Source organism: Mesobacillus foraminis (assembly GCF_004340465.1).
Taxonomy (GTDB): domain Bacteria; phylum Bacillota; class Bacilli; order Bacillales; family Cytobacillaceae; genus Mesobacillus_B; species Mesobacillus_B foraminis.
Map to the genome: position 1 here is coordinate 353,173 of NZ_SLVV01000001.1, position 14,218 is coordinate 367,390.

The following is a 14,218-nucleotide window of genomic DNA, read 5'->3' on the forward strand; positions in this document are numbered from 1 at the left end:
TAGAATGACATGGAATCCTATGCCTTGAAAGGAATGATCCTTATGACATTGAAACCTTTTTTACTGGCTTCTATCATCGCTATCGTTCTGCTTTCACAAGGATGTTCAGGACACCCTTCGCAAGATGTCAACCCTAAAACACTCGACTTTACGGGAAGGGACACCACTGGCAATGACAGTGCGTTTGATCAGACCAATGGGCCGGAAATTAACAGCGATCATACAAGCGGTCCCTTTGATGAAAGGCGCATGGCAGCAAGGCGGACCGAACTAAATGAATTACACCTGAATAGCCGTACAAAGATTACCACGGAAGAAATCACTGCTGACCAGGTGGCCTTAATGGACCCGGTAGCCAAGGCGATCATCCTGGAGACAGACAACAATGCCTTTGTTGCAATCAAGCTGGACAAGGGGTCAGATGCATTGACAGACGAACTCCATAGGAAGATCAGCCGGGTTGTAAAGGCCAATGTCGAACATGCTGATGCGGTATTTATATCTGACAACCCTGACTTCTATCAAAAAATGGGATCATATTCGAATGCAATCGAAGCCAGGAAGCCGGTGCAGACCTACATAGATGATTTTTCGGAAACAATTAGAAGGGTTTTCCCCGATGCCAGGTAGTCCTAATTATGATAATAAAGTTATGCTTATTCAGCCAAAAATCATTTGAGGTTCAACCTGCTCAGAGAATGGATCTCAGTGTGATCATTGGTCTTTTTTTATAAGCAAAAAAAAACCGAACGCACGCACTCTTCAAGTGCCCATTCGGGTAATCGATCAACACTGTTTTTTAGAGGTACTTCCGATTAATTCCTTTCCCATCGTAGGTGAACAGCATCGGCCTGCCTTCGACCATTGTTTCGATATGGGATTTTCGGCCCCAGAGCTGATGGATATACGGAAGTACTTTTTCAAGGTATTTAATATCCAGCTCAATTCCCTCAAAGCCATGCTTGACATAAAGCTCCCCATTCTTCTGATAATCGCCATCCACCACTGTCAAATAAGGAAACCCGCCATTTACACGCATCCCCACTAGCTGGTCCCTCACCTGTTCCCAGGCTTTATCCACAATTTTATATTCTTTGCCTTGTTTTTGGAACAGATACATATCCTCTCGCATGACTAGATCCTTTGTCAGGTAATTCCTGAGGAAGGAAATATCTGATTCAACTTCCCTGACTTCAAACATTTTTTCCCTGCCTGACCCAGGAACAACCCCTCGCCTTTTCATTTCTTCGGTCGGATTATTATAACGTTCCTCAATGTCTTCCAGTACTTTTAACCCTAAATAGTAAGGGTTGATCCCCGTTTTTGATGGCTGTACGACTCCTGCGTTCAATTTAGCGAACTCTATTGCTTCCCCAGGTGTCAGATCCATCTCTCGCAGAATTCTTTGGTGCCAGTACGAGGCCCAACCCTCATTCATGATTTTAGTTTCAAGCTGTGGCCAGAAATAAAGCATTTCTTCTCTCATCATTGTAAGGATGTCACGCTGCCAATCAGTCAGTTCCCGCCCGTAGCTTTCAATGAACAGCAGCAAATCCTTCTCAGGCTGGGGCGGAAATTTTTTAGCTTTCCTTATCCTTTTTTCTACAGGTTTTTTGGGGCCATCCAGGTTCCAGAGATCATCATAAGGTGTCGCCGCCTGAGTATCCTCTTCCTCATATTGGACATCTTCCATTGTCCAGGAAAGTTTTGGACGCATTAGGGACGGGTCGATATGCTCCTCAATAGCAAGGACAGCATCGAGGAAGGTCTCAACCTCCTGTTTGCCATGTTCGATTTCATAGCGTCTTATCCTGTCCGCAGTGGCAGCCATGCTTTCCACCATATCCCTTTTTGTATTCTGGAAACGAATATTATTTTTAAAGAAATCACAGTGGGCCAATACATGGGCAACAATCAGCTTGTTTTGGATTAATGAATTGGAATCCAGCAGGAATGCATAACACGGATTGGAATTGATAACAAGCTCGTAGATCTTGGAAAGGCCTAAATCATAATGCAGCTTCATTTTATAAAATTGCTTTCCAAAGCTCCAGTGCGAAAACCTGGTGGGCATTCCGTAGGCACCAAAGGTATAAATGATATCGGCCGGACAAATCTCATATCTCATTGGATAAAAATCAAGTCCAAATCCCCGGGCAATTTCAGTTATTTCTGAAATTGCATACTGTAAAGACTTATTATCTTCAGACACCCGTCTTCCCCCTTCCTTTCCTTATTCCAATGTATGTCAAAAAAGCAGGAAAGATGAGCGAGCTTTAAAACTATGCCCAAGTCATTTTAATTTGTTTGGCGACCGGGAAAGGCTGTGGCAGGGTTTCCCCTTTTATTCTTTGGAAACTTTAACCTGTTTACTCCCTTTTACAGGAGCACTTATTATACAGGTAAATGTTGAAAAGCCTTTCGTTATCATGCCGCCAAGTTTTGCACAGAGGATTTTCGTCCGGTCTCCATATACTATTATCAGTTCCTCATAAGGAGGAAAGCCAAATGAATAAAGTTGACTACGACCGCGCTCTATATTATACGCATAGGTCTGAGTGGGACAATCTTTTGATCTTGATGGTCCGGACCAAAGATCAGTTCCTGGCAAAAAAAATTGAACACTTCCTTCATGCGTATAATTTTGAGAAGGATTATTCAGTGATCGAAAAACACTTATATTCCCTGCTTCGATACATCGACCATGCAAATGAAGCAGCTGACACTGACTGCTTTGCTGCTGAGCCAGCGTTGCAGGTATAGCCCATATTTTTTTAGAATTCCACCAACAAAAACGGCACCCATTATTAAGGTGCCGTTTGTTTCTTTTTTAATTCTCAAAGTTATGGGGCATAATAAAAAGCCGAAGAGATATTCCTTCCCTTCGGCCTGATGATTTACTGATTTTTAGCCTGTTCCATCTTTTTGTCCACAAGCTCCATGAAATCTTTCTCGAGCTCCTCCAGCTTTTTCCTGCTGTCTGCAAAGCTTTTATCATTTACCCCAAAGTAAAATTTAATTTTTGGCTCAGTGCCTGAAGGACGAAGACATACCCATGAACCATCTTCAAGCAAGTATTTAAGTACATTGGACTTAGGAAGGTCAATTCGCTCTTCGGTACCATTTTGCTTTCTGCTTACTCCAGTAAGGTAGTCCTCCGAGACAGCCACACTGCGGCTGCCCAAATGAGTCAGCGGTTCCGCACGGAAGGCAGCAAGAGTTTTTTGGATAAGCTCGGCGCCTTCCTTGCCTTTTAATGTGAGGGAACGAAGCCCTTCCTGATAGTAGCCGTACTGCTCATAAACGCCCAGCAGTGCTTCATATAAGGACAAGCCTTTTTTCTTATAATAGGCACATACTTCCACCGCAAGAAGTGCGGCCTGAACAGCATCTTTATCACGTGCAAAGTCGCCGATTAAATAGCCGTAGCTCTCTTCATATCCAAACAGGAATTTATGCTCCCCGGTCTGGTCATACTCATTGATTTTCTCTGCGATAAATTTAAACCCTGTGAGTACATCGATTGTATCAATGCCGAAAGAAGCAGCAATACTTCTACCTAATTCAGAAGTCACAATTGTTTTAAGAACAATTCCGTTTGCCGGAAGTGCTCCCTTTTCCTTCTTTTGCGTCAGGATGTAATGAAGTAAAAGAGAGCCTGTCTGATTTCCGGTCAGAACAACATATTCGCCTTCCTCATTCTTCACAGCAATCCCCAGGCGGTCAGCATCAGGGTCTGTAGCAATCAGAATATCGGCATCGATTTTCTTTCCTTCCCTAATAGCGAGTTCAAAAGCCGCATGCTCTTCAGGATTAGGGCTTTTAACGGTTGAAAATTGCGGGTCTGGAAGTTCTTGTTCCTTTACAACAGTCACATTTTGATACTTCATTGCAGAGAGTCCATTCCGGACGGGGATATTAGCTGTACCGTGAAGGGGCGTGAAAACAATCTTTACATCCGTTTCATCGGAAAGTCCCGGATTCTCTGAAATGGTCATCAGCTTTTCCAAATAAGCTCGGTCTACTTCAGGCCCGATCATGTTGATCAGCCCTTTGCCTTTGAGTTCCTGTTCATCCTGAACCTCAATATTTAATTCATTTTCAATTTCATTTACCTTTGCGATGACAGTGTCCGCGCTGTCTGGCGGAAGCTGTCCCCCATCAGCGCCATATACCTTATAGCCATTATATTCAGGCGGGTTATGGCTGGCCGTGATTACAATACCGGCGAATGCATGGAGATGGCGAACTGCGAAGCTCAATTCCGGTGTAGGGCGCAATTCCTCAAACACATATGTATTAATTCCCCTTGTTGCCAATGTCTTCGCTGCCTCCATGGCAAATTCCGGAGATTTGTGGCGTGAATCATAAGCAATGGCTACACCCCGCTGTTTTGCTTCATCCCCATTTTCTTCAATAAATGCAGCAAGGCCGGCTGATGCTTTTCGAATTGTGTAAATGTTCATTCTGTTCGTTCCGGCACCAATTTCACCGCGCATTCCGCCAGTTCCAAACTCAAGATCCTTATAGAAAGCCTCTTCGAGATTCTGATCATTATTTTTTAATTGTTCAAGCTCACTTTTCAGTTCTGAATCGAGCTCATTAAAATTTAGCCATTTTTCGGCTTTTTTCATCCAATCCATGTGTAAATGTGCCTCCCTAAATAACATTAGTTATTATTATAATATTTCTGCGGTATAACCGACACCTATAATTTAAGACATATTTCGAGGAATCTCTGCATGAAAGAACATATTCAGAGGGCACACCCTTCAAAACCGCTAAAAGGCATTATTTCTTTTTATATTCTACCTTGAAAAGGTCGTGCCGGCGGTCAAGGAGATGGCGTACTGTCCCTTCCTGCCTCTGGCGGCGGAGAATTTCCAGATCAACGTCTCCAATAAGGACCATTTCAATATTCGCATTTGTTTCCCCTACAATGCCGTCACGGGAGAATTCGAAGTCTGATGGGGCAAAAATACCCGACTGTGCATACTGAATGTCCATATTTTCCGTCTGGGGCAGATTTCCAACAGTGCCGGAGATTACTGTGTATACCTGGTTTTCAACCGCTCTTGCCTGTGCACAGTACCTCACACGCAAATAGCCTTGACGGTCTTCTGTACAGAATGGCGTAAAGATAATTCGGGCCCCCATGTCGGTTGCCACCCTGGCAAGCTCGGGAAACTCAATATCATAGCAAATCTGAATGGAGATTTTACCACAGTCCGTATCAAAGACTTTGAGCTCATTCCCCTGGCTGATGCCCCACCAGCGTCGTTCATTAGGAGTGATGTGCAGCTTGTACTGCTTATCAATGGTTCCATCCCGGCGGAAAAGATAGGCGATATTGTAAATTTCGTCATTATCCTCTTTAACAAAATGAGACCCGCCTATGATGTTCACATTGTAGCGAACGGCCAAGTCAGTGAACAGCTCAATATACTGCTCTGTAAAATCAGTCAGCTTCCTGACAGCCAAAGAAGGAGATTTTTCATTTAAGAACGACATTAGCTGAGTAGTGAAAATTTCGGGGAATACAGCAAAGTCTGAACCCGCATCTGCAGCTACATCCGTGAAATACTCCACCTGGTTCGCAAAATCCTCAAAGGAATTAATCTGCCTCATCATATACTGCACAACACAAATCCTGACCGGATTACTGGATTTAAAGAATCGCTTGGTCTTCGGATGATAATCGACGTTGTTCCATTCCATTAGAGTTGCGTATTTATTAGACGCTTTGTCATCCGGGAGATAATTCCGGTTGATTCTCATCAAAGTAAATTCATTTTTCAGCTGGAAGCTTAGAACTGGATCATACAGCTTCAATGACGTCACCTGGTCTACGTATTCCCTAGGGGACATTTCACCTGCAACAAGATGGTAATTGGGGATTCTGCCTCCAATAATAATGCTCTTGAGATTATACTGTCTTGCCAGTTCTTTTCTCGCATCGTAGAGGCGCTGTCCAACCTTCATTTTGCGGTAATCCGGATGCACCATCACTTCTATGCCGTACAGGTTATACCCTTCTGGATTGTGGTTCGTAATATAGCCATTATCGGTGATATCATCCCAGGAATGTCTGTCATCGTACTCATCAAAATTGATGATTAAACTTGAGCAGGACCCGATCACCTCTCCATCATATTCCGCCACAAACTGGCCATCCGGGAAAATGCTCAAATGGCTCTCCAGCTGATCCCGTTTCCAGGGTTCCATCCCGGGGAAACAGACATTTTGCATTTTAATAATGCCGTCAATATCCTCCCTTTGCATATTTCGGATGATCATTTTCTTCTCGAACTTCGTTAAATCTAGCTTTGACATCTTTGGCAGCTCCTTTTTCCACTAACAATAAATGACTATTTATCTTCATTTTAAATCTTTATTCATTTACTTATACCCAATAAGATGCCCATTTGTAACCTGTGGGCTGAAGCTTTTTCATTGTGCTGTTCTTACTGGGCAAAGTATGGCCCGTTCATCGTTGCAATCTAGCTCCCCAAGGAATTAATCATCCCGATTGAACATATTGGACTTTTTGCTTAATATTAAGTGGAACAGAAAAAACACTTTGTATCGAGTGCAGTTTGAGCAATGCCTGCACCCGTAGGGGGAGAACGATCATGGATAAAAAAGATAGCAGGGAATCCATCCTGTTTGCGGCATGGGCCACATCAGTCATTGCTGTTTTCGGAAGTTTGTATTTTTCTGAGATCCGGCAGTACGAACCTTGCGAACTATGCTGGTACCAAAGAATTCTTATGTACCCTTTTTCATTGATATTAGGGATTGCCATTGTAATCAAGGATTATCGCATCTCTCTGTATTCCATGATATTATCAGGATTGGGCATACTTGTTTCCCTCTATCACTATTGCTTACAAAAGGTGCCTTTCCTTGCGGATAATGCTGATACATGCGGAAGGGTCCCGTGCAGCGGGCAGTATATTAATTGGCTTGGCTTTATCACGATTCCTTTTCTGGCCCTCACTGCCTTCATGATCATTTTTATTTTAAGCTTTATTTTGTGGAAAAGAACAAAGGAGAGAAACGAATGAAAAAAGTTATTATTTTTTTAGTCATTATTATTGGATTGTTTGCGGCGATGTTTTTTATCAATAAAGCCCAAAACGAACAAAAAGCTGAAGGCAACCCATATGGCAAGGATACCCTCCATCCGGAAACGGTAGAGCAGCTTGACGATCCTAACTATCAAAACATCATTACACCAGATAATCTGGAAAAAAAGCTTGATAACGGAGAAGATGCTACCGTCTATTTCTACAGTCCTACTTGCCCTCACTGCCAAAGGACAACACCGATTGTCGCGCCGCTTGCAGAAGATATGGACATTGATCTGGTCCAGTTCAACCTCCTGGAATATGAAGACGGCTGGAATCAGTATCGCATTGAATCTACACCTACCATTGTACAATACAAAGATGGAAAAGAAGTAAACCGGATTGTCGGCTACAATGAGGAATCTGCATTTAAAAGTTGGTTTAATGAAAATAGTAAGTGAGGATAATAAAGAAGAAGCCATAAAAAAACGCCTGCAACCCGCAGGCGTTCCCTTATGCCAGAATACTGTTGGCAGCTTTGGAGTAGATGCTGATGTAATCCTCGTTGTCATGACGGACATTGAGGAATTGATGAAACTGGAACGGGAAATAAAGCCCGAATTCCGTCAAGGTTCTTACATTCTTTCGGAACAAAGAATGATACTTTTCGGAGATTTTCGGTGATTCCAAAATGGATATGATCGTCTGCAAGCTGGCAATCACACGATAAGCATCTCCCAATGTGCTGAAATTTTCAAAATGGTCTTTTGTCGTATGTAAGACCTTAAGATTTTCAAATTCCATAATTTCTTCATCTTTAAAATATCGCGGTAAAACTTCAGAATAAAAATACCGGGCAAGCTCTTCAACTTTTTCCTCTTGTCCTGGTGTTGACGCAAAAACAATCTTCAATGACAAACCCACCTTTAAAACCATCTTAGCTCTCTATTTATATACAATAAGAATACCATAGACCCAGGTTTCAAAAGCGTGGTAATTATGCCCATGATGGCGGTAAAAGTTGACAACAGAGCCCTTCGCTGCCAGCAGTGAGGCAGATTTTAACTATGGGCAATAAACGACAGAAGACGTACGGAGAAAACGGAGGATTTATATGGTAAAAACATCAAGAAAGGGAAGCTGGTACGAGATCATTGTCCCCAAAGAATGGGCGCGCTGCTCGTTGGACCACTTGCTTCGACATATCTGGAAAGCTCCGAAAAAAATGATTCATGCACTTAGAATGGAACAAAAGGTGCTTGTTAATGGCCGAAGCCCTGACTGGAACAAATTATTCATTCCTGGAGACAAGCTTCAACTGCATCTTTTCCAGGAGGAAGAACCGTCCGCAGTTCCTGCCTACCATCCAATAGAAGTTCTCTTTGAGGATGACCACTTGCTGATATTAAATAAACCGGCCGGAATGGACACTCATCCCAATGAACCTGGACAAATAAATACCCTCGCCAATGCTGCCGCATTTCATATTCAAGCCAGCGGGGAAACATTGAATGTCCGCCATATCCATAGACTGGACCGTGATACGACTGGAGCTGTTTTATTTTCAAAAACCGCCCTCGCAGGAGCTATATTGGACAGGATGCTGGAAGAACGAAAAATCAAAAGGACCTACCTGGCCATCACGGACGGGCTTATTACACAGAAAAAAGGAAAGATCATTAAACCCATAGGAAGAGACCGCCATCATTCCGTTCGGAGAAGAGTTTCACCAACAGGCCAGAAAGCTGTTACCAATTATGAAGTGATCCGGCTAATGAGTAAAGAACATAAGACGCTTGTTCGCTGCTCACTTGAAACAGGACGCACCCACCAGATTCGGGTCCATTTCAGCGACATGGGACATCCCCTGTCAGGAGACACGCTCTACGGAGGAAGCAGTTCTTACATAAGACAGGCCCTCCATGCAGTGAAAATGGAATTATTACACCCTTTAACCGGAGAAGTTCTCACTTGCCATGCCCCGTTTAAAGATGACCCGGCAATATTCCAAAATATTGACCTATATTCTATTTAACAAAAAAAAATCCTTCCCCGGGAGGAAGGATTTTTTTTGTTAGTCTGTAGACTTTCTCATGCCTTTCATAATCAGGCTGACGATGAATACCAGTGCAATGGCACCAATCAACGCCGGCAAGATGGCAAAGTCAGCAACGACAGGACCCCAATCGCCAAGAATAGCTTGACCAATCCAGGCACCAATGAAACCTGCGATAATGTTGCCAATTACTCCACCTGGAATATCTCTTCCCATAATTAGGCCGGCTAACCAACCAATAATACCACCAATAATTAATGACCAAAGAAAACTTAACATCTTTGTTGTCCTCCTTTTTAAAATAAATTTTTAAAGTCCAAGTAAGGGCTGTTCCCTTAGTTAAGCAGAAGCCTGGTTTCATAAAGCAATTCAATAACAAACGTGCATCCCGGGAGCGTTCAAAGCTTTTTGCCTTATGATCATCAAGCATGTTCCTTTGAGAGGTACTTAACCTTTCGCCGGCTGCTTGTACAGTATTATTACCACCCATTTCTAGACTTAAAACATCCCCGTTAAAACAAGTATGCTTTAAAGGCTTTCCATTTACTCATCCAGACATATGGATAAAGCATCCATTTACCTCGCTACCCTTTTTAAACCCATATAAAAAGCGATTGCCATCTGCAATCGCCTGATCTATATAAACGGTTTTCACCGGAGTTTTTGATTTCAATTTTTTTGTTCCCGCATAAATTTTGTCCTAAACTAACATGTTAAATATAAGAAAAAAATGGGCTTATTCTTATTTTAGGTTTGGTTTTTTCTAAAAGCGGGTTGTATTAAATGAATGCTGATAACCAAAAGTATTAAATATGTAACCGTTTCAATGTAAAGTTTTTGTAAAAATTTTTATTTAAAACTTCATATTTCGACAAACTTCCGCTATTATTAATTTCGCTGAGATTTTATTTTCTGGAAGAAACGGGGTTAAAACATGGTTTTTAAGAAACAGGACAAATTCGCTAATTTATTGTCAAATATTGCAGTTAATTTAAAAGAGGGAGCTAATTTCTTCGCGGATTACAAGCTTTCCACTGTCAGCGACCTGAAGATTTTCACAGAAAAAATGAAGGAATATGAAACAAAAGGTGACAATTACGTTCATGAAGTAATCCGTGAACTGAACAATGCCTTCATCACCCCCATTGAAAGAGAAGACATCCTTGCCCTGTCAATGAGCATGGATGATGTCCTTGACGGCATGGAGGAATGTGCGAACCTATTTGAAATCTACTCGATTACCTCTGCAGATGAGTATATGCATCAGTTTGTTTCAGCTTTAAAGGAATCAGCTGCCGAAATTGAACTGTCTGTGCAGCTCCTTAGCACGAAAAAGCTTCCTCAGATCAGAGAGCACGCAATTAAAATCAAAGATTACGAAACAAAATGTGATGGTGTCCTTCGTCAGTCACTTAAACACCTGTTTTCTGTCGAAAAAGACCCTATCCGAATCATTCAATACAAGGAAATTTATGAGAATCTTGAGGATATTGCAGATGACTGTCAGAATGTCGCTAACACACTCGAGAGCATCATTATGAAAAACGCATAAGGAGCCAAGAAAATGGATGCAATATTAATCATTACAATATTGATCGTCGTCTTCGCTCTGGCGTTCGATTTCATTAATGGATTTCACGATACGGCCAATGCTATTGCAACCTCGGTTTCAACGAAAGCGTTAAAGCCAAGACATGCAATTATCCTGGCAGCCACCATGAACTTTGTAGGAGCTTTAACGTTTACAGGAGTTGCAAAGTCTATTACAAAGGATATTGTTGATCCGTTCCAGCTGGAGAATGGTTCAATTGTCATCTTGGCGGCGCTCATTGCCGGTATCTTCTGGAACCTGCTTACCTGGTATTACGGAATTCCGAGCAGTTCCTCCCATGCCCTTATCGGATCAGTTGCGGGTGCGGCTATCGCTGCTGCAGGGTTGGATTCATTGAATTACACGGGCTTCCTAAAAATTATCCAAGCTTTGATTTTCTCGCCACTGATTGCCTTTGCGGTTGGTTACATTATTTACAGCATCTTCAAGGTAATTTTCAGGAATAATAACTTAACCAAGACAAACCGGAATTTCCGCCTCGTGCAAATCGGAACGGCGGCCCTACAATCATTTACACATGGAACGAATGATGCCCAAAAGGCGATGGGGATTATTACAATTGCCCTGATTACAAATGGCTATCAGACGCATGATGATATCCAGTTCTGGGTCCAGTTCTCCTGTGCTGCAGCTATGGCACTGGGAACGTCTGTAGGCGGCTGGAAGATCATTAAGACAGTTGGCGGAAAAATTATGAAAATCCGCCCAATCAATGGGGTAGCTGCCGATTTAACTGGAGCTGCAGTTATTTTTGGAGCTACATTCATCCATTTGCCTGTCAGTACGACACATGTTATATCTTCCTCCATCCTTGGGGTAGGTACTGCACACCGTGTCAAAGGCGTAAAATGGGACACCGCGCAAAGAATGCTGATCACATGGGTCATCACCCTTCCGATTTCAGCATTAATCGCTGGACTTACTTATTTGCTGCTAAATGCAATCTTATAGAAAAAAGCCGGGAGAATTTTCCCGGCTTCAGACTGTAGACAACTCGATGAAAATTGGGCTTGTCTACAGTTTTTTTATTTGTTTTCTAAATCGGACCTGTTGATATCTGCGCTGAGCTTTCTGTCAATCAGGGATTTCCTGCAGATAAAATTATGGAGAAAGGTGTGTGAACGGTTGGTTTTTATTGAAAAGACTGTGACAGCTTGTTGAAAAGCGTTTTTTTGAAAGTATTTTATTCAATATTCTTTTTTAGGTGGCATGTGGATCGGAACGGGAGCCTGTTTTGAGCTTTTTTTTAGGACCTTTTGTCTCTTTAGAAGAAGATGTGCAGCAGGTTTTTAGTGGATTCGGACCTTGGAAATGATTTATGCATAGATTTTTTTGAGTAATGCATCGATCGTTTCCGTTTATCGATAGATTATTTTAGTTTATGCATCAATTATTCAGTTTTATTGAAAAACTAGTGTCGAGCACGTGACAGCGGAGTTTTTCCGGTAATTTTAACTTCGTTTATTTTTCTGGGTGGCATGAAAGTCCAGTTAAGCCTTTGATCGTGCTTTTCAGTACAACTTCAGCAGCCGGTATTAAGCAGATTCAGACCTTGGAACATGTGCTGGACAACCTTAACAGGCTTACGAATAGTAGATCATACTTTTGTTTCCTGAACCTGAATAGCTGGCAATTGACAAACGGAACTCTGTATTGTTCTAAAACGTCTGAATTCCTAGTCAAGAAGATAAAAAGAGGGTTCGGAATGAGCCTTCCGAACCCTTTGTCGGCAAGTTGAAACCACGCCGGCTTTTTTATCGTCAATTATTCTTCAGTCAGTTCATCTATCTCAACGATTGTCCGTTCTTCCAGCGGTCCTCTTAAGTGGACAGTTGCTGTCCTTCCGTCTTCATTTAACTGATCGATCCATACAGCAGCCCCATTGTATGTAACAGGAATTTCCGCGGGAGAGGAAAGGATTTGTTTTACCCGTTTTGCATCCATACTCTTCACCCCTTTCCTTCCTATTTTTTTCAACACAGTGCGATATTATTCTTCTCTTCGGCCAGTCTACAGATATTGTCATGATATTTGCAGCTTTCAAAGATTCTTTGAAAGGACATTAGGCATACTAGGAATTAGAACCTCAGCATTCTGCCCTTGAAAAAAAAGCACCGAACGAATATTATATAATTTGTGCTTAAAATTGTTCGTATATTTTGGAGGAACTTATATGTTTAAATTGAAAGAAAACAACACGAATGCCAAAACGGAACTTTTGGCAGGCTTAACAACGTTTTTTACAATGGTGTATATCGTCGTGGTGAACCCCGTGATCCTGGCAGATGCCGGAGTGCCATTTGAACAGGTTTTTACCGCGACTATCATTGCTGCCGTTATTGGGACGCTATGGATGGGCTTGTTTGCCAATTATCCAATAGCCATTGCCCCTGGAATGGGCCTTAACGCTTATTTTGCCTATACAGTCGTCGGAACACAGGGAATCTCTTATCAAACGGCATTTGCTGCCGTTTTTATTGCAGGACTGATTTTCGTAGCTCTAAGCCTGACATCGTTCAGGGAAAAACTAATTGAAGCGATCCCTGAAACATTGAAGCACGGAATTACGGCGGGGATCGGCCTGTTCATTGCTTTTATTGGACTCCGTCTAACCGGAATTATTACAGCCCACCCGACAAATCTTGTTGGGCTTGGCGATCTGCACTCTCCTTCTGCTGTATTGGCCCTGATTGGGCTGGCAGTATCCTTGGTCCTGTTCGTTCTTAATATCAACGGAGCTTTATTTCTGGGGATGATCATAACGGGGATCCTTGCTTTCTTTACAGGACATCTTTCCTTTGATCAAGGATTTGTTTCACTGCCTTCCCTGCCGGATGGCCTCATTACTGCGAATCCTGTTGCGGCATTAGGAGACGTAATTTCGCACAGTCTTTATGCAGTTGTTTTTTCCTTTATCCTTGTTACGATTTTTGATACAACCGGAACAATGATCGGGGTAGCCCACCAGGCTGGACTCATGAAAGGAAATACAATGCCACGGGCAAAACAGGCTCTGCTGTCAGATTCGATCGCAACCGCTGCCGGAGCCATGTTCGGCACCAGCCCAACAACTGCCTACATTGAATCGACCTCAGGTGTCGCTGCAGGGGGACGCACCGGTCTGACAGCTGTCACTGTTGCCGGGCTGTTTATCCTGTCTGCATTCTTCGGACCGCTTGTTGGGGCTGTATCCGGCCTGTCATCAATTACGGCTCCAGCCCTGATCATTGTCGGCAGCCTAATGATGGGCAGTATTGCAAATGTACGCTGGAATGATCTTGAGGAAGCTTTCCCGGCGTTCCTTATCATCTTAAGCATGCCGCTTACCTCGAGCATTTCAACCGGCATTGCACTTGGATTCATTTCCTACCCGCTCCTTAAAGTCGTAAAAGGAAAATGGCGTGAAGTACACCCGCTCTTGTATGTATTTGCACTTTTGTTTTTCTACCAGCTGGCATTTTTGCCGCACTAGAATAGCCT

14 protein-coding genes are annotated in these 14,218 nt (G+C 42.7%); 8 read left to right on the forward strand and 6 right to left on the reverse strand.

The window, feature by feature from the left end:
- Positions 1-42: 42 nt before the first annotated feature.
- On the forward strand, positions 43-630 hold the full coding sequence (locus EV146_RS01685) for a YhcN/YlaJ family sporulation lipoprotein (protein WP_158286964.1): 588 nt from the start codon (positions 43-45) through the stop codon (positions 628-630).
- A gap of 169 nt (positions 631-799) precedes the next feature.
- Here EV146_RS01685 and EV146_RS01690 read toward each other — a convergent pair whose 3' ends face one another.
- Positions 800-2,212, reverse strand: a complete 1,413-nt coding sequence (locus EV146_RS01690; RefSeq protein ID WP_121609724.1) for a SpoVR family protein — start codon at positions 2,210-2,212, stop codon at positions 800-802.
- A 296-nt stretch (positions 2,213-2,508) separates the two neighbouring features.
- Between EV146_RS01690 and EV146_RS01695 the strand changes: the two genes are divergently transcribed.
- Positions 2,509-2,763, forward strand: a complete 255-nt coding sequence (locus EV146_RS01695; RefSeq protein WP_121609725.1) for a YhdB family protein — start codon at positions 2,509-2,511, stop codon at positions 2,761-2,763.
- A 134-nt stretch (positions 2,764-2,897) separates the two neighbouring features.
- Here EV146_RS01695 and EV146_RS01700 read toward each other — a convergent pair whose 3' ends face one another.
- Positions 2,898-4,643 carry a phospho-sugar mutase gene (locus EV146_RS01700; protein WP_132001111.1) on the reverse strand — a complete coding sequence of 582 codons (1,746 nt, stop codon included), beginning with the start codon at positions 4,641-4,643 and terminating at the stop codon, positions 2,898-2,900.
- 148 nt (positions 4,644-4,791) lie between these two features.
- Positions 4,792-6,333: a bifunctional GNAT family N-acetyltransferase/carbon-nitrogen hydrolase family protein gene (locus EV146_RS01705; RefSeq protein WP_121609727.1), complete on the reverse strand. Its 1,542-nt coding sequence runs from the start codon at positions 6,331-6,333 to the stop codon at positions 4,792-4,794.
- Positions 6,334-6,632: 299 nt separating this feature from the next.
- Here EV146_RS01705 and EV146_RS01710 point away from each other — a divergent pair, with 299 nt between their 5' ends.
- Both EV146_RS01710 and EV146_RS01715 read left to right on the forward strand, forming a co-directional pair.
- The gene (locus tag EV146_RS01710) at positions 6,633-7,067 is read left to right on the forward strand and encodes a disulfide oxidoreductase (protein ID WP_132001114.1); all 435 of its coding nucleotides are present in this window, start codon (positions 6,633-6,635) and stop codon (positions 7,065-7,067) included.
- The gene (locus EV146_RS01715) at positions 7,064-7,531 is read left to right on the forward strand and encodes a thioredoxin family protein (protein ID WP_132001117.1); all 468 of its coding nucleotides are present in this window, start codon (positions 7,064-7,066) and stop codon (positions 7,529-7,531) included. Before EV146_RS01710 ends, EV146_RS01715 begins: the two co-directional genes overlap by 4 nt.
- Before the next feature lie 52 nt (positions 7,532-7,583).
- Here the strand turns inward: EV146_RS01715 and EV146_RS01720 are convergent, their stop codons facing one another.
- Positions 7,584-7,982 carry a YhcU family protein gene (locus EV146_RS01720; RefSeq protein WP_121609730.1) on the reverse strand — a complete coding sequence of 133 codons (399 nt, stop codon included), beginning with the start codon at positions 7,980-7,982 and terminating at the stop codon, positions 7,584-7,586.
- A gap of 202 nt (positions 7,983-8,184) precedes the next feature.
- On the opposite strand from EV146_RS01720, the gene EV146_RS01725 reads away from it, so the two are divergent.
- Positions 8,185-9,105, forward strand: a complete 921-nt coding sequence (locus EV146_RS01725; RefSeq protein ID WP_132001120.1) for an RluA family pseudouridine synthase — start codon at positions 8,185-8,187, stop codon at positions 9,103-9,105.
- Positions 9,106-9,144: 39 nt separating this feature from the next.
- On the opposite strand, the gene EV146_RS01730 is transcribed toward EV146_RS01725, so the two are convergent.
- Positions 9,145-9,405 (reverse strand): GlsB/YeaQ/YmgE family stress response membrane protein, encoded by a 261-nt coding sequence (locus EV146_RS01730; RefSeq protein ID WP_132001123.1) that lies wholly within the window; start codon positions 9,403-9,405, stop codon positions 9,145-9,147.
- Positions 9,406-10,060: 655 nt separating this feature from the next.
- Here EV146_RS01730 and EV146_RS01735 point away from each other — a divergent pair.
- Positions 10,061-10,678 carry a DUF47 domain-containing protein gene (locus EV146_RS01735; protein WP_121609733.1) on the forward strand — a complete coding sequence of 206 codons (618 nt, stop codon included), beginning with the start codon at positions 10,061-10,063 and terminating at the stop codon, positions 10,676-10,678.
- A 12-nt stretch (positions 10,679-10,690) separates the two neighbouring features.
- Positions 10,691-11,689: an inorganic phosphate transporter gene (locus tag EV146_RS01740; RefSeq protein WP_132001126.1), complete on the forward strand. Its 999-nt coding sequence runs from the start codon at positions 10,691-10,693 to the stop codon at positions 11,687-11,689.
- A gap of 813 nt (positions 11,690-12,502) precedes the next feature.
- On the opposite strand, the gene EV146_RS01745 is transcribed toward EV146_RS01740, so the two are convergent.
- Positions 12,503-12,682: an H-type small acid-soluble spore protein gene (locus EV146_RS01745; RefSeq protein WP_121609735.1), complete on the reverse strand. Its 180-nt coding sequence runs from the start codon at positions 12,680-12,682 to the stop codon at positions 12,503-12,505.
- Positions 12,683-12,911: 229 nt separating this feature from the next.
- Between EV146_RS01745 and EV146_RS01750 the strand changes: the two genes are divergently transcribed.
- A complete protein-coding gene (locus EV146_RS01750) occupies positions 12,912-14,210 on the forward strand; it encodes an NCS2 family permease (protein WP_132001129.1) in 1,299 nt (432 codons plus the stop codon).
- Positions 14,211-14,218: the final 8 nt, after the last annotated feature.

What these genes read in the sequence shown, in the direction of transcription:
- EV146_RS01685 (WP_158286964.1), top strand. Translation starts at nt 43, where the DNA reads ATGACATTGAAACCTTTTTTACTGGCTTCTATCATCGCTATCGTTCTG.
- EV146_RS01695 (WP_121609725.1), top strand. Translation starts at nt 2,509, where the DNA reads ATGAATAAAGTTGACTACGACCGCGCTCTATATTATACGCATAGGTCT.
- EV146_RS01700 (WP_132001111.1), bottom strand. Translation starts at nt 4,643, where the DNA reads ATGGATTGGATGAAAAAAGCCGAAAAATGGCTAAATTTTAATGAGCTC.
- EV146_RS01705 (WP_121609727.1), bottom strand. Translation starts at nt 6,333, where the DNA reads ATGTCAAAGCTAGATTTAACGAAGTTCGAGAAGAAAATGATCATCCGA.
- EV146_RS01710 (WP_132001114.1), top strand. Translation starts at nt 6,633, where the DNA reads ATGGATAAAAAAGATAGCAGGGAATCCATCCTGTTTGCGGCATGGGCC.
- EV146_RS01715 (WP_132001117.1), top strand. Translation starts at nt 7,064, where the DNA reads ATGAAAAAAGTTATTATTTTTTTAGTCATTATTATTGGATTGTTTGCG.
- EV146_RS01725 (WP_132001120.1), top strand. Translation starts at nt 8,185, where the DNA reads ATGGTAAAAACATCAAGAAAGGGAAGCTGGTACGAGATCATTGTCCCC.
- EV146_RS01730 (WP_132001123.1), bottom strand. Translation starts at nt 9,405, where the DNA reads ATGTTAAGTTTTCTTTGGTCATTAATTATTGGTGGTATTATTGGTTGG.
- EV146_RS01735 (WP_121609733.1), top strand. Translation starts at nt 10,061, where the DNA reads ATGGTTTTTAAGAAACAGGACAAATTCGCTAATTTATTGTCAAATATT.
- EV146_RS01740 (WP_132001126.1), top strand. Translation starts at nt 10,691, where the DNA reads ATGGATGCAATATTAATCATTACAATATTGATCGTCGTCTTCGCTCTG.
- EV146_RS01745 (WP_121609735.1), bottom strand. Translation starts at nt 12,682, where the DNA reads ATGGATGCAAAACGGGTAAAACAAATCCTTTCCTCTCCCGCGGAAATT.
- EV146_RS01750 (WP_132001129.1), top strand. Translation starts at nt 12,912, where the DNA reads ATGTTTAAATTGAAAGAAAACAACACGAATGCCAAAACGGAACTTTTG.